Below are 20,755 nucleotides of genomic sequence, written 5' to 3'. Positions count from 1 at the left end.
CACCTCAGCACTTGCCCGCCGCCTTGATCATTGTCGCCGCACGTCGGATGGCAAGCTGGTATCCTTCCGTACCAAGGCCGCAGATCACGCCGTCCGCGCGGTGCGAAACGAACGAATGGTGTCGGAAGCTTTCGCGCTTGTGCACATTGGAGATGTGGATCTCGATCACAGGCCCCTCGAATGTGTTCAGAGCGTCGAGGATCGCGATCGAGGTATGGGTGAAGGCTGCCGGGTTGATGACGATGCCCGCACCGTCCTCGCGCGCCTCATGAATCCAATCGATGATCTCGTATTCCCGGTTGCTCTGATGAAAGAGGATTTCATGGCCGAGGTCGGCTGCCAGCTTGCGGCAGTCCGCCGCTACGTCTGCGAGCGTTTCATGCCCGTAGATATGTGGCTGGCGTTTGCCAAGCAGGTTGAGGTTTGGTCCGTTGAGAACGTAGATCAGGCTCATGGCATAGTGTCCTTCTTGAGCAACGCTGTCCTGGTCAGACGAACGCGATTGCTTGAACGGCAAAATCAGGGTCCGACTCGTAGAGATCCGCGCGCAGGCCGAGCTTTCCAGCTTCGAGAGCAGGCGCGGCGATCGTCCGCGCGGCCTCGAGAACGGCAGTGAGAAGCTTCTGCTTGGTCTTTGCAGTACGACCCGGTGCCATCCGCACGATGATTTGGATGAAATGATGATCGACATGCTCATCGCCAACGCAGGAGTATGTCGCCTCCCGCGCAAGCGTGCGCACGGCGGAAGGTTTCACAAGGCCGCCATCGCGAACGCAGCGATGCACGGTCAGCGTCAGTCGATCCATCGCTACATGCTCGCCTGCGCCCCGGCTATAGTCGATGATGATATGCGGCATTTGGCATTTCCCCATCAAGCCGACAGGCGGCATAGGTCCGTAAAGTGAAGGGACATGCGGTCTGCGTCCGGTGCTATCCCGGTGAACAATTCGAAAGCCGCTGCTGCCTGGTAGACGGTCATGCCGCCGCCCCGAAGGGTCCGGCAGCCTTTTCCTTCGGCGAGAGCAAGGAGCTCTGTGACGAGTGGCATATAGACGATGTCGGCCACCCAATGCCGTGGCAGAAGCCATTCCGCATCTATGGGCAAACCAGGATGGCTCTTCATACCCGTCGGCGTCGCGTGGATAAGGCCGTCCGCGGAGCGCAGGGCGCTGCCGACATCCGTCGTGGCACGCGCGCAATCCCTTGAGAACCGATCGTTCAACTGCTGGGCCAAGGTTTCCGCCCGTTTTGAATCCTGGTCAAAGATCGACAATGTCTCAATACCGAGCTTGATTGCTGCATGGGCCACGGCGACACCGGCGCCGCCGGCGCCAAGCAGCACGGCATGCGACTTGGCGACGTCCGGAAGTCCGCGCTGGAAATTCTCGTAGAAACCGTACCAATCCGTGTTGTGGCCGATCCTCTCGCCGTTGCGAAAGACCACGGTGTTGACCGCACCGAGCATCTCTGCATCCTCGGAAAGGCGACTGAGGTGGGCGATCACCGTCTGCTTGCACGGATGTGTAATGTTGCTGCCGGCAAAACCGCGCTGCTCTGCCTCGTCCAGGAGGTCCGGCAGCGCGGAGGCGGGAAGGCCTCGCTCGGAGAAGTCGAGAAGCTCGTAACGGTAATCGAGGCCCTGGCGTCGCCCCTCCGTTTCGTGGAGGGCCGGGGACTTTGACATTTGAATGTCGGCACCGATCAGCCCCACGAGGAATTTCTTTTGCATTGGCATCGCTTTCGAAAGTCAGTGATGGGCCAGGATTTCACCGAGGAAGGTTTTCGTGCGCTGGTGCTCGGGAGACTTGAAGAAGACCTCCGGTTCGGCCTCTTCGACAATTTCTCCGGAGTCCATGAAGATAACGCGGTCAGCGACCTGACGGGCAAACCCCATCTCGTGCGTGACACAGATCATCGTCATGCCGTCACGGGCGAGCCCGATCATGGTGTCGAGCACCTCTTTCACCATTTCGGGATCGAGGGCAGAGGTCGGTTCGTCGAAGAGCATGACCTTCGGCTCCATGCAGAGCGCGCGGGCAATGGCGACGCGTTGTTGTTGTCCGCCCGATAGCTGCGCGGGATATTTGTCCGCCTGGTCAAGGATACGAACGCGCTCGAGATATTTTCGAGCCAGTCGCTCTGCGTCAGCGTGGCTCACGCCACGAACACGCATTGGGGCGAGGGTACAGTTCTGAAGTACGGTTATGTGGGGGAAGAGATTGAAGCTCTGGAAGACCATTCCCACTTCGCGACGTACAGCGTCGATGGATTTGGTGCTTCCGTCCAGTACGTGACCCTCGACGACGATCTTGCCTTCCTCGATCGTCTCGAGGGCATTGATGCAGCGGATTAACGTTGATTTCCCGGAGCCTGACGGCCCGCAGAGGACGATCTTTTCGCCTTTGCGGACCGACAAACTGATGGATTTCAAGGCATGGAAAGTGCCGTACCACTTCTGCACATCCTCAAGGGAAATCAGCTTCGATTGATGTTTTGCGGAATTGAGCACGGAACCCTCCATTTGGGCTTTTACTGCACGGTGAACGGGATGTTCGGAATGGATTCCGGGAACTGCGGCAGATCGATCGCCATCCATTTCTTCGTGATGGCGGCGAGCTCACCATTGGCCTTGATTTTGTCGATGAAGGCGTTGACGGCTTCGTTCCAGTCCTTCTCGCCGAGACGGGTACCGACGCCGTTGTAGGTCGTCAAAAAGTTAATCTTGCGCTCGTACGTGCCGGCACTCGCCGCATCCAGACGTTGACCATAGAACTGGTTGCCCCCAACCGCCTTTACCTGTCCGGAGACCAAAGCCTGGATGGTTGCGGCGTCGTCATCAAAGCGGCGAACCGTTGCGGTGGATCCGACGGCGTTCGTTACTGCCTTGTCCTGCGAACTGGATTTCGGAACGCCGATCTCCCATCCGGCAACGTCTTCAGGCTTCGTAACGGTGTCGGATTTGGCAGCATACAGCGAAATCGTGTTGGCGGCGTAAGGCTTGCTGTACTGAATTGCTTTCGCGCGTTCTTCCGTCATCGCCATCGTTGCGAACAGGATGTCGACTTTGCCGGTGGTAAGCGCCGGAATTCGGTTGGCAACGGCGAGTGGCTGGAATTGAACCTTCACGCCCAATTCCTTGGCAAAAAGGTTGGCGATGTCAGCGTCGAAGCCGTCCTGCACGCCGCTTGTGTTGACGAACCCCCATGGCGCATTGTCACCCTGGATGCCGACCACGAGCGTGCCTTTTGCCTTGATTTCCTCTACAGTTGCCGCAGAGGCTGCGGCAGTGCCAATGGTTGCGAAGGCAATAGTTGCCAGTGCAAGTCCAAGAAAAATCCTACGACTGTTATGCATGCTATTCTCCTCCTTACGAGTTTTGCTTCCAGCGAAGCGGTTAGCGGGCAGCTTTCGCCATCCGTTTTTCAAGGCGACTTCCCGCATGGGAGAGCGGCCAGCAAATGATGAAGTAGATTGCGCCGACGATCCCGAAGACGAGCAGCGGACGATAGGTCTGGTTTGAAATGATCTGACCGGCGCGGGTCAGTTCAATGAAGCCAACGATTGCTGCCAGCGACGTGCCCTTGGTGAGCTGGACAAGGAAGCCGATCGTGGCCGGCATCGATATTTTCAGGGCCTGCGGCAGAATGACGTCTTTCATCCGCGAGACATAATGCAAACCGAGGGCGTTGGCGGCTTCCGTCTGGCCCTTCGGCACAGCCTGGATGGAGCCGCGCCAGATCTCGCCCAGGAAGGCGCTGGCATGGAGCGTGAAGGCGACTGCGACCGCGATCCACGCGTTAACGTCGATGCCCAACAGCGCAACGCCGTAATAGACAACGAAGAGCTGCATCAGAAGGGGCGTGCCCTGGAAGACGCCGATATACCCTGCGGTGATCGTCCGGGCGACCTTGTTCTTCGAGGTGCGCAAGAGCGCGATCAGGATTCCGAATATCCCCCCACCGATGAAGCCCACGATCGCAAGCAGCACGGTCCATTTCAAACCCTGCATCAAAAAGAGAAATTGATCTTCTCCGATGGGACCCATGGCTGCTTCCTATCGCGTCGGGTAGTTGAAGTAGTGGCGAGAAATGAGCGCAAAGAGGCCCATCATCAGGCTTGAGATGGCCAGGTAGATAGCGGTCACCGTGAAATAGACTTCGAAGCTGCGGAAAGTGTCAGACTCAATGCGCTGAGCGGCCGAGGTCAGCTCGTAGGCGGCGATCGAGGTGCAGACAGACGTTGTCAGTGTCAGCATAATGAACTGGCTTGTGAGCGAGGGATAAATCGCCCGCAGCGCCGGCTTGAGCACGATGAGCCGGAAGACATCCGCCTTGTGAAGACCAAGTGCGAAACCTGCCTCGATCTGGCCGCGCGAAACGCTCTCGATCCCGCCGCGGATGATCTCGATTGCGTAGGCCCCACCATTGATGCCGAGGGCAATGATCGCCGTGACGGTCGGATTGAGGCGGATGCCCATGAGAGGAAGGGCAAAATATATGAAGAAGATCTGCACCAGGAATGGCGTATTGCGCACAACCTCGACGAACATGATCACGGCAGCCCGCGTGATCCCGCTCTTGGAACTCCTTGCAACGACGCCCAGGAGCCCGATGACGAGTGCGAGGAGCATCCCAGCTAACGCAAGGCCAACCGTTCCAAGCGAACCCCATAGCAATTCCGGGGCGCGGTCGAGGACCGCACCGAAATCAAACGTATACATGTAAGACTTCCTCCTCCTGACCGGCCTAGGCCGCGTCGGCGCCAGATCAGTGATCTGGTTTCAAAATTCCCAGTGCGCCGGCATGCAGATGTTTTAAATGTGCTTTCGGGTCCACCGGCCCGACGAGTGGCACTTCGACCGAGATAGCAGCGCCGTGTTCAGTTGCCGCACAGAGGTCCTTCAATGGCAGTTCGCCTTCTCCAGGAGCGAGCCTGCCGCTTCTCGCCTCGGCGATCATTGCGTCCGATGTTTTGGGCGCAGGCCCGCGGACGTCGCAAAGCTGGATGTGCTTTACCTTCCCTGAATTTGCGCGAAGCTCGTCGATCGAGGCGCCGTTTCGGAAGAAGTGAATCCCGTCAACAAGGGCACCGGCGTTCTCTGCTCCACAGGCATTCAAGATCGCTAGGCTGTCGCGAAAGGTCCTTACCGTCCGCCAGCCCATGTTTTCGATGTCGACTGACATGGCATATCGCGCCGCGAGGGCGCAAAACTCAGACAGGTTTGTGGCAAGACGGCCGCCGTCTCGATCATCGCCGCAAACACTCAGCCGGCGCGCCCCTATGTTCGCAGCGGCTGCCACGGTCGCCTCGTGGGAGGCCGCAAGGAAGCTCTCGTCGATCACGAAGAACTCGATATCGAACACCTTGATGCCTTCGCCATCGGCAACTGTCTTGAACTCCTGGGCACTGTGGCTGCCCACCGGCAACTCGTAAAAGGGGGCTCCGGGAAAGGCGGGGTGCAGGCGAAGCCCTATCGAGGCAAAACCCGCCCGAGCAGCTATCAACGCGAATTCCTTGGGCGGCAGCGCGATCGATGAAAAATGCGCTACGCCCAGTTCAAGGCCCGGCCCTGGCGTCGCGACGGTCATCACAAGGTGCCCTTTGTCGCAAGGTGGTTGCGCAGATTGGTTCCCGTGCGGTGGATATGCTGACGCAACATATCGCACGCATAGTCCAGATCCCTGGCGACGGCTCCCTGAGCGATCTCACTGTGCTCCTGGCTGACGTTGCGGTCACCCGACGTGCGGGTCAGAAACACCCGGCGATAACGGTCGTTGAGATTAAGCAGCAGGCTGCAGAAATGGAGCAGGATTGGCTTCCCGCAGCCGGAAATAAGTGTCAGATGGAATTCGCGGTGGAACTCTTCCCAGCGCTCGAGTGTCTCGGGGCGGGCCGCGTCACGCTCAGTGCGGTTAAGGCGATGCAGCGCGCGCATGACGTTGCCTTCCCACTCCACATCGCCGATCCGCATGGACTCGCGAAGGGCAAAGACTTCGAGCTCTTCGCGCAGGACGGTGATCTCTTCCAGATTTGCCAGGGAGATTGATGAAACGCGGTAGCCGCGATTGTCCTCGAACTCCACTAGACCGTCCGATATCAGCCGCGCCAACCCTTCACGCAGCGGACTGAGGCTTACGTTGAACGTCTTGCGCGCCTTGTCGAGATTGATCTTGCTGCCGGCCTGAAGCTCGCCGGAGATGATCGCCTCACGAAGACGGGATGCAAGCTGGCTCCCAATCGTGTTTTTGCCGTCGTCGAGGAATCCAGAAGACGATGGAGCATCTTCTGCCGGCGGAGCAGATGCGCCGTCATCATGCGGTACCATTGTCCCGGCTCCCAAGATTCATTCGTCGATGATCGGTATTATAAACGATTATTCTTGTCAACTTCGGACGCGATGAAATCTGCGAAAAAAGCCACGAGGTAACCTCGCTTCCTTCGATTAAATAGAGTTAAATCAACAATTTAGACGTGTTCGTCTCGATTATTTTGGCATCTTGGTGTCACGACAATGCGCCACGGTGGCCTTGACAGATAATCGATTATTTTGATAGTCGGGCAAATCGGGAGGTAGCCCCTTATGGTAATCAAAACCGAAAGCGATCTGACGCCAGCCGTCCTCGCTGTGATGAATCGCACTGAAGACCCCCGCCTGCGAGAAATCCTCGTGTCGATGGTCGCGCATCTTCATGCTTTCGTGCGCGAGGTTCGACTGACTGAGGTCGAGTTTCGGGAGGCGACAGCCATGCTGAACGAGATCGGGCAACTGCATACTGATCACCACAACGAGTTTGTGCTGATGGCCGGTTCTCTTGGCGTGTCTTCACTTGTCTGCCTGCTGAACAATGGCGACAGAGGACAGACCGAGACCTCCCAGTCGCTGTTGGGTCCATTCTGGCGCCTCAACTCTCCGCGAGTCGAAAATGGCGCGTCGATCATCCGATCCGAGACGCCGGGCACTCCCTTATTCGTGCATGCCAAGGTCGTTGACCGCGACGGTAAGCCAATTGCCGGCGCTGAAGTGGATGTCTGGCATGCATCTCCCGTCGGTCTTTATGAAAACCAGGACCCGGACCAGGCCGAGATGAACTTGCGCGGCAAATTCACGACCGACGAGCAAGGTCGGTTCTGGTTCAGGACCGTCAAGATGGTCGGGTATCCGATCCCGGTCGATGGCGTGGTCGGACGCCTGCTCAAAGCTCAGGGACGCCATCCGTACCGACCCGCGCACCTGCACGCACTGATCTTCAAGTATGGATACAAGACGCTGATTTCCCAGGTCTTCGACCCCAGCGACCCGAACATCGGCTCCGATGTTCAGTTCGGTGTCACGGCAGCGTTGACCGGCGACTTCGTTCGTCATGAGGAGCCCCATCCGACCGAAGCGGATATTCCTGGTCCGTGGTTCTCGCTCGACTACACCTATGCCATGGAGCCCGGCGAAGCCGTTTTGCCGCGTCCCCCGATCAAATAAATCACAATCAGCTGAGCAAACGATATGATCACCGAAGAAGAACGCCGGGCCGCGGCAGACGCGCTGCTCAAAGCTGAAATCGAGCGCAAGCCGATCATACAGCCCAGCGAGACCTACCCGAACCTCGAGCTCGAGGACGCCTACCGAATTCAGGCTTTGTGGGCGGAGGCGAGGGTAGCCAAGGGCGCACGGATCGTCGGGCATAAGATTGGCCTGACGTCACGCGCAATGCAGATGGCTTCGAAGATGACGGAGCCGGACTATGGCTGCATTCTTGACGATGCGCTTTACAACGACGGAGCGCAGATCAGGGCTGACTTGTTTATCAAGCCGCGCCTTGAGGTCGAGCTGGCCTTTGTTATGGGTGAGGATCTCGTCGGGCCCGGCACCAGGATCTATGACGTCATGCGTGCGACCGAATTCGTTGTCCCGGCGCTCGAGATTATCGACTATCGGACCGAAGTCCCTCGAGCGATCACGGATACAATTGCGGACAACGCGGCTTTCGGCGCCCTCGTCGTTGGCGGCCGTATAATTCGCCCGATGGACATCGATATCCGTTGGGTCGGAGCGACTCTTTCCAAGAACGGCATCATCGAGGAGTCGGGCGTGTCGGCGGCGATCATGGGACATCCGGCAGCCGGCATCGCGTGGCTGGTCAACAAACTTCATGCTGTGGGCGGTGGCCTGAAGAAGGGACAAATAGTCCTGGCCGGCTCCTTCACGCGTCCTGTCGATATCGCGAAAGGTGATGTCATCCAGGCCGACTATGGCCCTGTTGGCTCCATCGGTGTGTCGTTCGTGTGAGGTGCCAGTTGGATCATCCCGTCAATCGGTTCAAGCGGAAGCTCCTTGCTGGTCAAAGTCAGATCGGCCTGTGGTGTGGCCTGCCGGGAAACTACGCCGCGGAAATCGTCGCGCCTTCAGGTTTCGATTGGCTCCTGTTCGATACGGAACATTCCCCGGGTGACGTTCTGACCGTCCTGCCACAATTGCAAGCGGTCGCATCATACGACGTTTCCCCAGTCGTCCGCCCGGCCATCAACGACCCCGTTCTGATCAAGCGCTTCCTGGATATCGGCGTTCAGACACTGCTCATCCCCTACGTTCAGAACGCTGAAGAGGCGAAAGCCGCAGTCGCGGCCGTGCGATATCCTCCGGATGGAATTCGTGGTGTTTCTGCGCTGACACGCGCCACTCGTTTCGGCCGAGTTGCGCACTATGCGCAAAATGCGGAACGGGAAATTTGCCTGTTGCTGCAAGTTGAGACGCGGGAAGCGCTTGGCAACCTCGAGTCGATTGCTTCGGTAGAGGGAGTGGATGGCGTATTCGTAGGACCGGCAGACCTTGCAGCGAGTTTCGGACACAGGGGACAACCGAGCCACCCGGAGGTGGTCGATGCAATTGTCGGCGCGATTGAACGCCTGAAAGCGTTGGGCAAGCCTGCGGGCATTCTTACCCCGGATGAGAAGTTCGCGGCACGGTGCATCTCGCTGGGAACACTATTTACTGCCGTTGGTGTCGATGTCGCTGTTCTGGCGAGGGGATCGGAAGCACTCGCGGCACGATTTGCATCGCAAGGAGCGCCCCGCGATGCCGGAACGCGATGAACTCCTCACTGAAATCGCACCGACGGGAGTCATCAGAGCCGCGGTCAACATGTCGAATGCCGCACTTGTCCAACTCGATCCAGTGACAGGCGTTCTAACAGGACCGAGCGCGCGGATCGCGATCACACTTGCGGAAGAACTCGACTGCTGTTTGTCGCTGGTTCGATACGGATCGGCCGCTGACATTCTTGCGGCTGCCGAAGGCAACGAGTGGGACGTTGCATTCATTGCTCCCGATCCGTCACGTGCCGACATGTTATCCTTCTCGGCCCCCTATACCACCGTGACCGCCAGCTTTCTGGTGTCAGACAGCAGCCCGCTAGGCAGCGTGGGGGACGTCGACGTCGAAGGGGTGCGCATCGCCGCCGCCAAAACCGCTGCGTATACAAAGCAGCTTGAGCGACAGGTTAGAAATGCGATCCTCCTCCAAACCGAAAATCCCGCCTCCGCCCTGCACATGCTTATGTCCTCCCAGTGCGATGCTGCTGCGGGCTTGACTGAGTCCCTGTCACGTTTCTGCGAAGAGAATCCAGGTTTCCGCGTTGTTGAGGGGACATTCTCGAAAGTGCCTCAGGCGATCGCTGTCCATCGGAGGTGCGTTCACGCTTCAACATTCCTGTCGGACTTCATCCAGCAGCATTGCAGTGCGGGTAAGCCGAGCAATTGAAGAGAGAGCCGCAGGGCGCTGTCGAGCACGTTTCTCGTCAACGGCCCTTCGGTAGAGACACTCTCCCAGGCGCGGTTCACCGGGAAACGATCGCGCGAGGCCTTGAGGCCGACGACGCCGCAGCAGGCAGCAGGGATCCGAATTGGATCCCTGCTGCCTGCTGCGGGCTCGCTGATCTCGTTTAGATCGCCTCGCGCGGTACCGTGGGGACCCAACCTGGGATCTATGGAACCGCATCCGTCCCGACGATGCCCCCCTCATTCTCGAGAACGCTGATCCTTCTGACTTCGGAGCGGTTGAGTTTCAGGCGAACCCCGATGGAGCAGGCCAGCTCTTTTGGTTCGCGATGGATGGATCGCTCCAGCGGGGCGTGATAGATTGTGCTGACGGTACTTTTTGCGTTCGAGTCCAGTGTGCGACCGAACACCGTGAGAGCGAAAATCGGCCGATTGACACCGATAGTTGCGGAAATCTCAAAAGAATTTTTGCGACAATTTTCTCTTTAAAATCAATATCGCAACTTTTTGGCGGCCTTGGAAATTCAGGCCAATACGAAGAAAAAACCCAGCTAGATCAATGGCCTAGCTGGGATAAAACAATTGAGTGGGAGTAGAGGGAAAACGGCGGCAATAGCATAGTTTCGGCGGCGATTTTCGCTGCCCTATGAATTGCCTTCGTGTCCGTATCTGCCTCCTACTCGACTGAGAATCTCCAGCTCCGATGTGGCAGACGCGATCTGCGGCCATATTCCGGATCAAGTAAAGTGCTTTCGAATGGTTCGAGCGCTGTGAAGTACAATGGCGTTTATAAGGCCGTGTCTGCTTAGCGCCGCATCTCGGCCGTATAGATCCGCTTTGCCGTTTCCTGAAAGCTGACGTCGCAGGCGACCACTCCAAGGTCGCGGTTGCGCCACAAGCCGACTTGGCTCGCCGCTCCATTGCAGCACAATTCCTGAGACGTGATATCTTTCTCATTCGAAGGCAGGTGATGAACCAAAATGCGGAAGATCGCAGCGATTCTGGTAGCGGATGTGGTTGGCTATAGCCGCCTCGCAGAAGCGGATGAGGATCGGACACTTGCGCGGCTGCGGGTTCTGCGGAACGACTTGCTCGATCCGACGATCGCCGCACACGATGGACGAGTGGTCAAGCGTACTGGAGACGGCGCTCTCGTGGAGTTCCGCAGCGTTGTCGAGGCCGTGCGTTGCGCTGCTGAGATGCAGGAAGGCATGGTCGAATGGAACACAGGACTGCCTCTCGATGAGCGCATTGAATTCCGCATCGGCATCCACGTCGGCGATGTCGTCGAGGAGAGTGACGGAGACCTGATGGGCGACGGAATAAACATCGCTGCCCGCCTGGAAGGCTTGGCGAAGCCGAACGGAATCTGCTTGTCGGGTTCGGCCTACGAGCAGGTACGTGAAAAGCTCAAGGAACAGTTTGTCGATCTGGGCGAGCAGACCTTGAAAAACATCGCCAGGCCAGTGCGCGCCTATCACATGCTGTCCGGTACCGCATCGACGGAACCGGAAGTCGCACGAGGGCGACTAGTCCAGCAGGACAAGCCTTCGATCGCCGTCCTCCCCTTCCAGAACATGAGTGGCGATGTCGAGCAGCAATACCTCTGCGACGGGCTTACAGAGGACCTGATCACAGAGCTTTCACGCTTCCGGCAGATGCAGGTTGCGTCGCGCAATTCGTCCTCCCGCTTCCGCGGAGACGACGTTGACATGATGCGAGCGGGACGCGAACTCAGCGTGCAGTACCTCGTCGAAGGCAGTGTCCGCCGTATGGGAACGCGCATCCGGATAACGGCCCAATTGATCGATGCCACGACGGGCAATCACGTCTGGGCAGAGCGTTATGACAGTGTGCAAGACGAGATATTCGATGTCCAGGATCGCATTGTTCGCACTATCGTCGGAACACTTGTAGGACGAATGACGGCCGCGCGCACCGAGGTGGTCCTGCGCAAGCCCCCAGCCAGCCTGGCGGCCTATGAATGTGTCCTGCGCGGTGATGCGTTGCCAATTGGGACGCCGGAGATTGAGGCAGAGGCACGGCATTACTTCGAAAGGGCCGTCGAACTCGACCCCAGCTACGCTCGTGCCTACGCATTGTTGTCGTCAGCTATCGAGCGAGAGTGGTTTCTCGACATGAGTGGTTCGAACCGCTTGCGCGACGAGGCGTTCGAGATGGCGCGGATAGCCGTCGCGCTCGATGAAAACGACCATCTTTGCCAACTAGTAATGGCTTGGGCACAGGTCGATCGCGGCGCCTACGAAGTGGGTGAACAGCATTTCGCCAAGGCCATTTCTCTAAATCCAAACCATCCGGTCAATCACACCGACTTGGCGATGTTCTATAACTATCGCGGCGAAACCGAGAGAGCCATTGAGGGGATGCTGGAGGCGAAGCGCCTCGACCCATTCTTCAACCCTTCTTGGTATTGGGGCGAACTCGCCGCCGTCTACTTCAACGCGCGCCGCTATGACGACGCCATTGTCAACATGCGCCGATCAAGTTCTTTGACGTTCTCGAAAGAGGTTTGGTTCGCCGCAAGCTACGCAATGGCTGGCAAGCCCGATCTTGCGAGAGATCGCGTTGCTGGTTTGCTGCGGCGGATCCCAGAATTCTCCACTGCCAGATACGTGGCCAAGGAGCCGCTGTTTCGCATCGAAGACCGCCAGCATCTAGCTGAAGGCATGCGCAAAGCGGGCTTGCCGGAATGACCGCATTGGGTCAATTTCGGACTTGGGCCACCTGGGCTGAAACGTCCGTTATTATTCCTCGGACGCCAAAAAGCCGCCATTCTGCTGCCGGCCCCATTGTTGCCCTGCGCTCGGCAGCCTACGGAAAGAGCTCGAAGTGCTCGACTTGAGCAGACTCGATCAACTCGGCTTCATCGCCATGATAAATCGCGTTATTCCAGTCTGGCTCGATAGCGGCCTTCACCGACTCCAGGCCCTCCCAGACCATCACCATGCAGAACGTCCTGCCCGCACTCTCCGCAGGTGGCTTACCGGGGTAAAAGGCGATGAGGCCCGCCTGCTTCCTCAGCCAGGGAATAGAAAGCGACTCAACACGCTCCTGCCAGAGACGCTGCTTTCCAGCAAAGACCGTGCCGCGATAAATGCGGATAATCATGGCGATACCTCCTCACGGTGCCTTCGTGCGAACAGAATGCGCCCCTTCGATCATGCAGACTGTCGCTTGCCGTCTACGGCGACTTGCATCCGAGCAACCGGACCGGCTTCTCAAGTTTGGCGAGGTCCTCAGACTTGGCACAGCGTGGAAAGCCGGCGAGGCTCATCGTTTCGATCAGCCGGTTCCGCTGTACCTCGGTGAAGGGGAGGTTGGCGATTATTCCCTCTATGCTCAAGTCCGGATACTTCTGGAGGGTGAACGCGACAAGCGTCCGCGCCTCATCCGTCCGGCCCAGAGCCGCAAGCGCGGCAGCTCGAAACGTCCCCACCCAGCGATCGTAATTGTCAGGGCCGAGCCGGTCCGTCATGCGCAGGGCGTCCTCGTAACGACCGGCCCAGAAGTAGGCGACAGCGCGGGGACCATGACTTGACAATCTGGCGGGGCACATGATTTATTTGGATGGACAGATAAAAAATAACTAAAGGGGAATACCGATGCTAATCCCGCGATTGTGGGGCTTTTCGCTCGTCATCGCCGTTGCCATGACCTTCTCCGCGGCGGCGCAGGAAAGGGTGGTCAACATCTACAACTGGTCGGACTACATCGATCCGAAGGTTCTGGACCAGTTTACGGCCGAGACAGGCATCAAGGTCGTTTATGACGTCTATGACGACAACAAGATCCTGGAGACCAAGCTCCTGGCTGGAAGGACCGGCTACGATATCGTCGTTCCCTCGGCCTATTTCCTTCAGCGCCAGATCCTGGCTGGCGTCTATCAGCCGCTGGACAGGTCGAAGCTCGCGAATGAGAAAAACCTGTGGCCCGCGCTTATGAAGCGGATGGAGCTTTACGATCCGGGCAACCGATACGCCATCAACCTGATGTGGGGCACCACTGGCATCGGCGTGAACGTCGACAAGGTCAAGGCCGCACTCGGAAGCGTTCCCGACAGTTGGAGCCTGGTATTCGATCCCGCCAACATGGCCAAGCTTCAGGGCTGCGGCGTCACGATGCTCGACGCGCCCGACGATGTGCTGCCGGCGGCATTGAACTATCTCGGCCTCGATCCGAACTCGAAGAATGTCGATGATCTGCAGAAGGCCGCCGACGTCGTTGCCAAGGTCCGTCCCTATATCCGCAACTTCACCTCGTCGGCCTATATCGAGGGTCTGGCGACGGGAGACATCTGCGTCGCGATCGGCTGGTCCGGCGACGTCCTGCAGGCGCGCGACCGTGCGCTCGAAGCGGCCAAGGGCCTCGGCACCAAGCCGATCAACGTTGCCTATTACTACCCAAGGAAGGCGGGCAAATCTGGTTCGACAGCGTTGCCATCCCGGCAGATGCGCCTCACCCCGACGAGGCGCACCAGTTCCTGAACTTCATCATGCGCCCTGAGATCGCGGCCCAGATCAGCAACTACGTTCGTTATGCCAGCGGCAACCTTGCGGCCAAGGACAGGATCGATCCGGCCATGATCAACGATCCGACCGTCTATCCGGGGGATCAGGTCATGAACCGGCTCTACGTGATCACCATGTACGACAATGCAGTGACCCGCGCGATGACCCGCATGTGGACGCGCATTGCCACCCAACAATGAGCGGCATGTCGGTTGTCGAGCAACTCGATCTGCGGCCGCGGCGTGAGCTTTTCGATGAATTCATGCGAAACCCCGGCGGCCCGCACTGTCCCGAACTGGCGCGCCTGCTGAAGGTGATGCGGTCGCGAACGACAATGCCATGGGTGGCGGCCGTCGAGGGTCCGGCAGGCTACCGCCTGGTAGGATTGTCGGGCAGGGGACGACCGCTGGAGTTCCTCAGCGACGAGAGCTTCGCGTCGCTCCACGAGGCCGAAACGGCGGCCTTCGCTATCCGCTGGCGACAATTATTTGGACAAGTGCCGCCGGACGCGGGCTCATGCCAGGGGACTATGCATCAAGCATGAAACGGCTTCTGGGCTATGCCAGCCAATGGTCGGTCAGACCCGGCGATACCGTCGACTTTTTCCTGTCCAGCGAGCCGGAAGAGACCGTCTCGCTAGACATTGTGCGTGTCATCAACGGAGCGCCGGCAGCGCTTGACCTGCGACCGATTCCCGGCGCAACGCTGGGGTCGCGGCCGGTAGCCAATCAGCCGATCCGGACCGGATCCTACCTGACCTTGACCATGCAGGACGGATTCGCCCAACGTTGCGTGACCGTGGCTTTCAGCGTCAAGCCGACACGCGATGCGCTGGCCTGCATCTTGGATACGGGCACTTTGCGTCTGTGGCGCGATGCGGGTGGCAGCTTGGCGCTCGAAAGCGCCGGGGGGCCAAATCGGGTGGCCTGCCAGCGAATGGGGCGCGGTAAGTGGCACTCCGTTCGCATCGTGCTGGATGCGATCGAGCAGTCGGCTGTCGTCACGGTGGAAACAGCGTCTGCCGGGCCGGCCAGCACGATCTCAATACCCGTGCCGCTTGGCTGGCAAGGCATCCAAAGCCTGTCGCTTGGCGCAAAGACAGACGGCAGTTCGGCACTCGACGGGGTCGTCTCGGGATTCCGGCTGTGGGGCGCCGATGAGTCGAGTCCGGATATTGCCCTCGACTTCCGCGATCGTCTCGACTGCGACCAACTCACCAACCGGGGTACCGCGAAGGTCGACGCAAGGTTGGTCAACGCACCGACGCGCGGCGTGCCCGGTCCCAACTGGGCGGGACAGGCGTTCTCGCCGGCGGAAGACCAGGCTCTCTATGACGCCGTTCATTTCCACAGCGACGACCTCGAGGATGCCCGATGGGAAGCCAGCGCGAGTTGGGTCATCCCGCCGGGTTTCGAGAGCGGCTCCTACGCGCTGCGCGCAAGAGGATCGACAGAGACGACCTACGTTCCGTTCTTCGTGAACCCTGCTCGCGCGGCGCCATGCAGGCCAGTCGCCTTGCTCGCCTCAACTTTCACCTATCATGCCTATGCCAATCACCGGATCGCGCTTGAAAGCCCGGAATACGAAATCTCGGAGCTGAGCGCCCTGCCGGTCCTCGACGAGGAACTGCAGACCCTGCAGCATATGCCGGAACTCGGGGCGTCACACTATGATCGGCATGTCGACGGTCATCCAATTTATGTGACGACGCGCCGGCGGCCGATCCTCAACATGGCGCCGGACACCAGCAACTGGTCCTATAATGCCGATACCAGCATCACGGCCTTCCTGCACGCTCGCGAAATCGACCACGATATCGTGACCGACGACCTGCTTCACGATGAGGGGGTGTCGGCGCTGGACGGGTGTCGTGTCCTCATCACCGGGACCCACCCGGAATACCTTTCCACGCGCGAATGGGGCGCCCTGGTCGCTTTCCTCGACCGTGGCGGCCGCCTCATCTATCTCGGCGGCAATGGGTTTTACTGGCGCGTGGCTATAGCGCAGGACCGTCCCTGGCTGATGGAGCTTCGCCGGGCGGAATCGGGCGCGCGCTACAACGAGGCCGAACCGGCCGAATATCATATGCAGTTCAGCGGCGAACGCGGCGGACTCTGGCGCCGGCTCGGCAGGCCGCCGCAAGGTCTGGTCGGGGTCGGCATGGTCGCCGACGGCTGGGACCGTGGAGCAGGCTACAGGCTTACCGACGCAGCGCGCGACCCGCGCGTGGCCTTCGCCTTTGAAGGCGTTCACGGCGACGTCCTCGGCGCCCCCTGCGACGCGCATCCAGGAGCGGCCGGGCAGGAGGTCGATGCCGCCGACCCGGAGTTGGGCACGCCCGATCATGCTCTCGTGGTCGCATCGTCCACCATGCTGGGAGCCGGCTACTACCTTGCGCCGGAGGAAGTGGTATTCCTGCATTCGGCGACCACGGGCGACGTGAACGCCAGGGTCAGGGCAGACCTGACCTTCTTCGAAACACCGGCCGGGGGTGCGGTCTTCTCCACGGGTTCGATCGCCTGGGGAGCGGCGATGGCCGCCGAGCAGGGACGGACCGATGTCGGTCGGTTAACTGAAAACGCTATCCGGCGCTTTGCTGATCCGAGGCCGTTCGCTTTCCCCCAGGCTTCAGGTCCGGGAGGAGACGGGTGAGCCCCTTGGTCATCCGCAACCTGGCGGCCTGAACTGACAATGCGCTCTGGCCAAGATGCATCTCCAACCAAAGAGAGTCGCACAAGCCGCTGATCAGGCTTGCGTCGGTTGCGGCGTCGGATGCGGCATGCCCGGTTGCCTGCCGCAGCGCCTCGGTCAGGGCAGCGAGATATTCTCGTTCCAATTCGAGGCTTATCTCGCGGTAGCGCCGACGCGGCCCGGCCTCTCCCCAAAAGGCAAACCAGACCGACAGCTTGCTGCGCGAGCAGATCGCCTTGTCCAATGGAGCCAACGCCAGGGCCTTCACGCGCTCCACCGTGCCGGCTTCTGAATGCTGCAAGGCAAGCTGCCAGGCCGCGCGAAACTCTGCGGCCAGCATGTCGATCACGCACTCGAACAGGCTTTCCTTGCTGTCGAAATGGAAGTTGACCAGACCATGGGAGAGGCCGGCGTGCCGGGCGATGTCGTAAACGGTGCAGGCCGCAAATCCACGCTCTGCGATTGCTTCCAGGGCGGCTTCGATCAATTGACGGCGGCGCTCGGCGCGCTTTTCCTCGCGCCGAGGCGTGTCTGGGACGGCACGGACGCGATGCGCTGGTCGCCGCCCTTCCTTGGAATCTTCCGTCTTTGACATGGAAGTGGATTAGGCAAGCGAAACGACAGCGTCAAGCGAGGTATCTGGCTCCCAGCGATGTCGACGGAAGCGCGGCCACCTGCCGCAGCTCGAATGTCCTACTGCCTGGCCGACGCTTAACATCGTAATTATGCGGCAGTGCCGATAGTTTGCTCAAGCACACTGTTTACCCTGCACTCTTTTGCGTCACAGTTGCAGTCCAGCGATCAGCCCAAGGGCCGGTTGATGGTACTTTTTCACGAGATGGAATCCCAGCTTCCTTCGCGCACAGAAAGAAAACGCTCGATTGATATCGATAGTCCGCGAAACCTCGAAAAAGATTCCGTCAAGAATTTATCTTTGAAATCAATACCGTAAGTTTTTGGCGGCCAGTGCGTCGGATATCTAGGCGCAAACAAAGAAAAAAAATCAGCAACGTCAATGGCTTATTTGGGTTGGAGACAATCGAGTAGAGGGAAGACCTGCGAAATTCGGCGAAGGGGCTATTTTAGCGTAGAGCATGCGGTTTATCTGCGGCCTTGTTGACTATCGGCACTGCGTCACCGGTAGGACTTGGACACCGGCAAGCTATTGATTCTAAAAAGCCAGATTTTGATTGGTTGCCTGGCGGCATAGAAGGCGGCAACAAAATCCAACGGTATTTCCGGTATATTCACGGCGCTCAAGAGGGCTCGGTGGCATATCGCAGGTGAATTCGCGCGCTGGCGGCATTGTTTTGATGGCTTAAGTCTTGAAATTGCTATGGAAAGCGCCGCCTAGGAAGAATATATGACAATATTCGGGAGAATCCATGTGAATCATCTATCCAGAGAATAGATGATTCCTCAGTCGTCATCGGTCGGAACTGGTCACGCAAGACCGCGAACCGGAATTCCGCACGTACTGTGCCATCACGCCCCCTGTCTCAGTGACATCGGTTCGCTTGGCGCGACATTCGTGCCGGGCTCCTTATTTGGATTTCGTGCCTGCCGTTACGGAAGCTGTCGCTGAGTTCCCAGGATCTGCCAATATTTTAAGAGGCGATCTGTGTTTCTTTCGCTAAGAAATTCTTAAACTATGGAAATATAAAAAAACTAAATCCGAGATAGACGTTGGAGTGATAAGCATAATATTTACAGTGTTCAGCAATTGGCAATGCATAATAACGGAATATATCGCGATATACACAAATATTCTATATTGTCACAAATTTTACATAAATATAGACACATCGCTGCTGTGTGAGTTGTATTGCGTTCAAGAATTTTCGGATGTACGTTAGAACTCTATCATACATTCATAAATCTGCGGTCATATGTCGGGGGGGCAAAATGAACATTTTGTCGCGGCCAGCCTTTTTTGACGCTTTCCAGAAGAGATTTATATTAGCCAGCAAAGAAGAGGCGCCAGTCCCTGGCGTATTTGGTCGTTGGCTGGCGAGTTCGCTCCTGAGGCGCTCACCGGGGCGAGCCCGACGGCCCAGCAAAACATCAGATCTGCCGAACCTGGCGCTTGAGGCTCTTGAGGCGCGCTATCTGCTGTCGGCCGACGTCGTGCCTTTCGCGGTCGACATGAACGACCTGGCCGGGGCCGACTATTCGTTGCGCTATGACAATCTGATCCAGACGATCCAGATCTATGACAACAAGACGGATACGCTGATCGACCAGCGCAACGCGCAGCAGGTCGACTATATCGTGGTGCGCGGCACCGCCGCCGACGACAAGCTCACCATCGACTTCGGCGAAAACTTCCTGGCGGCGCTCGACGTACGCTTCGACGGTGGTGCCGGCAACGATACGCTTGCTATGACGGGCGGCAGCTTCGACGCCGTGCGGCTCGCGACCGACACCGGCCAGTCAGGAAGCATTACCGCGCAAGCCGGCGCGTTGACCCATAGCATTGGCCTGGCGAGCGTTGGCGCGGTCGAGGATGATACAGCGGCCAGCGAGCGAATTTATGCCGACAGTTCCGGGCAGGCGCGGGTGATCCGCATCGGCAGTTCAGATGGTTCAGATGACAATCTGGCGGTGCTTGACGCCGGAACCTCCAACAATCTGATCGCCTACAGGTTTGCAGTTCCTGCGCTCTCGTTGACCGTTGACGCGGGGGCGGGTGACGACAGCTTCGTGCTGCACGAGATCGACCCCGCATTGGCTGGCAAGGTCTTGTTGAGTGGCGGCGCCGGCAGCGACGCCGTTGTCGGGCCTCCGCAGGACACCGATTGGCATCTTACTGGCGACGGTTCGGGTCATGTTGCTGGGGTGTCCTTCGTTACGGTCGAGAACCTGATTGGTTCAGCCGGCAACGAGGACACCTTCTTTGTTGGTGCGGCCGGAAAGTTGAGCGGCGTCATGGCCGGTGGCGATGCCGGCTTCGACAGCATGGTTCTCGACGGTGGCACCTTCGCCTCGGTGAAGTATGTGGCCACCGGGCAGACGTCGGGAACAATCATCCGTGACGGCGTCGTGCTCCACTATGACGGACTTGAACCGATCATCGACAACAGTGTCGTTGCGGACCGGGTCATCACAACCAGCAATGCCGACGATGAAGCGACCCTGAGCGATAATGGCGCGACACTGACGCTGTCGTCGGATTCCCTCATTCCGACATTCGAATCGATCACTTTCAACAAACCCAGCACCAGCCTCACCATCAATCTCGGCGATGATCTGGGCATTCCTATTCTTTCAAAGGATACCTTGACCATCAATGCGGTGAACCTTGGTTCGGCCGCGCTCTTCGTTAACGGCCAGGACGGCAAGGACGAGGTGACGATCTCCGGGACGCTGACTGCCGGCGCAGTCAACGTCAATGCCGAGAAGATTAGCGTTTCCAGCACCGTCAATGCCGGTTCGGTGACCCTGACTGCGGCGGCGGCGGATGATGGAGAAATCACGGGTGGCGCGTATTTCGCGACCCCGGAGGCGATCATCGACCTCACTGGCGCCACGATCATCGTGACGGGCGCGGCTCAATTCACCGCAACCGCGACAGCCAATGTCGAGGCCGAGACTGCCGAGGTTGGGCCGCTCGCGGGTGTCATCGCGACGATCTTGCCCGAGGCACGGGTCAAGTTCAGCAGCACCGATGTGACCGCGGCCAGCCTGTCGGCGTCGAGCACCGTAACCGTGACGCTGACCGCAAAGGACGAGTCCGATGCCGGTTCCGACAACGATGAAAAGAAGGA

Annotated in this window: 19 protein-coding genes and 1 pseudogene; 8 read left to right on the top strand and 12 right to left on the bottom strand. The window is 58.7% G+C overall.

Features of this window, described 5'->3' with window-relative positions; genetic code table 11:
- Positions 1-4: 4 nt before the first annotated feature.
- The 9 genes from aroQ to EOA33_RS03015 are packed head-to-tail and all read right to left on the bottom strand — an operon-like array spanning position 5 to position 6,325.
- On the bottom strand, positions 5-454 hold the full coding sequence (aroQ, locus tag EOA33_RS03055; protein ID WP_126056264.1) for a type II 3-dehydroquinate dehydratase: 450 nt from the start codon (positions 452-454) through the stop codon (positions 5-7).
- Positions 455-488: 34 nt separating this feature from the next.
- A complete protein-coding gene (locus EOA33_RS03050; protein WP_126056263.1) occupies positions 489-857 on the bottom strand; it encodes a 5-carboxymethyl-2-hydroxymuconate Delta-isomerase in 369 nt (122 codons plus the stop codon).
- A 14-nt stretch (positions 858-871) separates the two neighbouring features.
- Positions 872-1,729: a shikimate dehydrogenase gene (locus tag EOA33_RS03045; protein WP_190233856.1), complete on the bottom strand. Its 858-nt coding sequence runs from the start codon at positions 1,727-1,729 to the stop codon at positions 872-874.
- A gap of 18 nt (positions 1,730-1,747) precedes the next feature.
- Entirely contained in the window at positions 1,748-2,521 is a 774-nt protein-coding gene (locus EOA33_RS03040; protein WP_189362980.1) for an amino acid ABC transporter ATP-binding protein, read from the bottom strand.
- A gap of 8 nt (positions 2,522-2,529) precedes the next feature.
- Positions 2,530-3,354 (bottom strand): transporter substrate-binding domain-containing protein, encoded by an 825-nt coding sequence (locus EOA33_RS03035; protein WP_126056260.1) that lies wholly within the window; start codon positions 3,352-3,354, stop codon positions 2,530-2,532.
- Between the two features lie 40 nt (positions 3,355-3,394).
- Positions 3,395-4,045, bottom strand: a complete 651-nt coding sequence (locus EOA33_RS03030; RefSeq protein WP_127404916.1) for an amino acid ABC transporter permease — start codon at positions 4,043-4,045, stop codon at positions 3,395-3,397.
- A 9-nt stretch (positions 4,046-4,054) separates the two neighbouring features.
- A complete protein-coding gene (locus tag EOA33_RS03025) occupies positions 4,055-4,720 on the bottom strand; it encodes an amino acid ABC transporter permease (RefSeq protein WP_126056259.1) in 666 nt (221 codons plus the stop codon).
- 46 nt (positions 4,721-4,766) lie between these two features.
- Positions 4,767-5,588, bottom strand: a complete 822-nt coding sequence (locus EOA33_RS03020; protein ID WP_126056258.1) for a sugar phosphate isomerase/epimerase — start codon at positions 5,586-5,588, stop codon at positions 4,767-4,769.
- The gene (locus tag EOA33_RS03015) at positions 5,588-6,325 is read right to left on the bottom strand and encodes a GntR family transcriptional regulator (protein WP_126056257.1); all 738 of its coding nucleotides are present in this window, start codon (positions 6,323-6,325) and stop codon (positions 5,588-5,590) included. Before EOA33_RS03015 ends, EOA33_RS03020 begins: the two co-directional genes overlap by 1 nt.
- Before the next feature lie 255 nt (positions 6,326-6,580).
- Here EOA33_RS03015 and EOA33_RS03010 point away from each other — a divergent pair, with 255 nt between their 5' ends.
- From EOA33_RS03010 to EOA33_RS02985, 5 genes are all read left to right on the top strand, one after another.
- Positions 6,581-7,474: an intradiol ring-cleavage dioxygenase gene (locus tag EOA33_RS03010; protein WP_126056256.1), complete on the top strand. Its 894-nt coding sequence runs from the start codon at positions 6,581-6,583 to the stop codon at positions 7,472-7,474.
- A 24-nt stretch (positions 7,475-7,498) separates the two neighbouring features.
- Positions 7,499-8,281 carry a fumarylacetoacetate hydrolase family protein gene (locus EOA33_RS03005; RefSeq protein WP_018237596.1) on the top strand — a complete coding sequence of 261 codons (783 nt, stop codon included), beginning with the start codon at positions 7,499-7,501 and terminating at the stop codon, positions 8,279-8,281.
- Positions 8,282-8,289: 8 nt separating this feature from the next.
- On the top strand, positions 8,290-9,084 hold the full coding sequence (gene hpaI, locus EOA33_RS03000) for a 4-hydroxy-2-oxoheptanedioate aldolase (protein ID WP_126056255.1): 795 nt from the start codon (positions 8,290-8,292) through the stop codon (positions 9,082-9,084).
- The gene (locus tag EOA33_RS02995) at positions 9,068-9,751 is read left to right on the top strand and encodes a transporter substrate-binding domain-containing protein (protein ID WP_126056254.1); all 684 of its coding nucleotides are present in this window, start codon (positions 9,068-9,070) and stop codon (positions 9,749-9,751) included. The genes hpaI and EOA33_RS02995 overlap by 17 nt, the downstream gene beginning before the upstream one ends.
- 997 nt (positions 9,752-10,748) lie before the next feature.
- The gene (locus tag EOA33_RS02985; protein ID WP_127404915.1) at positions 10,749-12,482 is read left to right on the top strand and encodes an adenylate/guanylate cyclase domain-containing protein; all 1,734 of its coding nucleotides are present in this window, start codon (positions 10,749-10,751) and stop codon (positions 12,480-12,482) included.
- Positions 12,483-12,600: 118 nt separating this feature from the next.
- Here the strand turns inward: EOA33_RS02985 and EOA33_RS02980 are convergent, their stop codons facing one another.
- Positions 12,601-12,897 (bottom strand): hypothetical protein, encoded by a 297-nt coding sequence (locus tag EOA33_RS02980; RefSeq protein ID WP_127404914.1) that lies wholly within the window; start codon positions 12,895-12,897, stop codon positions 12,601-12,603.
- Positions 12,898-12,970: 73 nt separating this feature from the next.
- On the bottom strand, positions 12,971-13,264 hold the full coding sequence (locus EOA33_RS02975; protein ID WP_127404913.1) for a hypothetical protein: 294 nt from the start codon (positions 13,262-13,264) through the stop codon (positions 12,971-12,973).
- A 127-nt stretch (positions 13,265-13,391) separates the two neighbouring features.
- Between EOA33_RS02975 and EOA33_RS02970 the strand changes: the two are divergent.
- Both EOA33_RS02970 and EOA33_RS02965 read left to right on the top strand, forming a co-directional pair.
- Positions 13,392-14,497 (top strand): annotated as a pseudogene (locus EOA33_RS02970) (polyamine ABC transporter substrate-binding protein).
- A 340-nt stretch (positions 14,498-14,837) separates the two neighbouring features.
- The gene (locus EOA33_RS02965; RefSeq protein WP_127404912.1) at positions 14,838-16,949 is read left to right on the top strand and encodes a N,N-dimethylformamidase beta subunit family domain-containing protein; all 2,112 of its coding nucleotides are present in this window, start codon (positions 14,838-14,840) and stop codon (positions 16,947-16,949) included.
- Here the strand turns inward: EOA33_RS02965 and EOA33_RS02960 are convergent.
- Entirely contained in the window at positions 16,879-17,583 is a 705-nt protein-coding gene (locus EOA33_RS02960) for a TetR/AcrR family transcriptional regulator (RefSeq protein WP_126056245.1), read from the bottom strand. The genes EOA33_RS02965 and EOA33_RS02960 overlap by 71 nt on opposite strands.
- A gap of 1,310 nt (positions 17,584-18,893) precedes the next feature.
- Between EOA33_RS02960 and EOA33_RS02955 the strand changes: the two genes are divergently transcribed.
- On the top strand, positions 18,894-20,755 hold a 1,862-nt coding region (locus tag EOA33_RS02955), incomplete at its 3' end, for an LEPR-XLL domain-containing protein (protein ID WP_190234189.1).

Source organism: Mesorhizobium sp. M4A.F.Ca.ET.050.02.1.1 (genome assembly GCF_003997725.1).
GTDB lineage: Bacteria > Pseudomonadota > Alphaproteobacteria > Rhizobiales > Rhizobiaceae > Mesorhizobium.
Note: the sequence above shows the minus strand (reverse complement) of the source record. Positions and strands in the feature narration are given on the sequence as shown.

Excerpts from the sequence above, each read along its gene's own strand:
- aroQ (WP_126056264.1), bottom strand. The coding sequence starts at position 454 with ATGAGCCTGATCTACGTTCTCAACGGACCAAACCTCAACCTGCTTGGC.
- EOA33_RS03050 (WP_126056263.1), bottom strand. The coding sequence starts at position 857 with ATGCCGCATATCATCATCGACTATAGCCGGGGCGCAGGCGAGCATGTA.
- EOA33_RS03045 (WP_190233856.1), bottom strand. The coding sequence starts at position 1,729 with ATGCAAAAGAAATTCCTCGTGGGGCTGATCGGTGCCGACATTCAAATG.
- EOA33_RS03040 (WP_189362980.1), bottom strand. The coding sequence starts at position 2,521 with ATGGAGGGTTCCGTGCTCAATTCCGCAAAACATCAATCGAAGCTGATT.
- EOA33_RS03035 (WP_126056260.1), bottom strand. The coding sequence starts at position 3,354 with ATGCATAACAGTCGTAGGATTTTTCTTGGACTTGCACTGGCAACTATT.
- EOA33_RS03030 (WP_127404916.1), bottom strand. The coding sequence starts at position 4,045 with ATGGGTCCCATCGGAGAAGATCAATTTCTCTTTTTGATGCAGGGTTTG.
- EOA33_RS03025 (WP_126056259.1), bottom strand. The coding sequence starts at position 4,720 with ATGTATACGTTTGATTTCGGTGCGGTCCTCGACCGCGCCCCGGAATTG.
- EOA33_RS03020 (WP_126056258.1), bottom strand. The coding sequence starts at position 5,588 with ATGACCGTCGCGACGCCAGGGCCGGGCCTTGAACTGGGCGTAGCGCAT.
- EOA33_RS03015 (WP_126056257.1), bottom strand. The coding sequence starts at position 6,325 with ATGGTACCGCATGATGACGGCGCATCTGCTCCGCCGGCAGAAGATGCT.
- EOA33_RS03010 (WP_126056256.1), top strand. The coding sequence starts at position 6,581 with ATGGTAATCAAAACCGAAAGCGATCTGACGCCAGCCGTCCTCGCTGTG.
- EOA33_RS03005 (WP_018237596.1), top strand. The coding sequence starts at position 7,499 with ATGATCACCGAAGAAGAACGCCGGGCCGCGGCAGACGCGCTGCTCAAA.
- EOA33_RS02995 (WP_126056254.1), top strand. The coding sequence starts at position 9,068 with ATGCCGGAACGCGATGAACTCCTCACTGAAATCGCACCGACGGGAGTC.
- EOA33_RS02985 (WP_127404915.1), top strand. The coding sequence starts at position 10,749 with ATGCGGAAGATCGCAGCGATTCTGGTAGCGGATGTGGTTGGCTATAGC.
- EOA33_RS02980 (WP_127404914.1), bottom strand. The coding sequence starts at position 12,897 with ATGATTATCCGCATTTATCGCGGCACGGTCTTTGCTGGAAAGCAGCGT.
- EOA33_RS02975 (WP_127404913.1), bottom strand. The coding sequence starts at position 13,264 with ATGACGGACCGGCTCGGCCCTGACAATTACGATCGCTGGGTGGGGACG.
- EOA33_RS02965 (WP_127404912.1), top strand. The coding sequence starts at position 14,838 with ATGAAACGGCTTCTGGGCTATGCCAGCCAATGGTCGGTCAGACCCGGC.
- EOA33_RS02960 (WP_126056245.1), bottom strand. The coding sequence starts at position 17,583 with ATGTCAAAGACGGAAGATTCCAAGGAAGGGCGGCGACCAGCGCATCGC.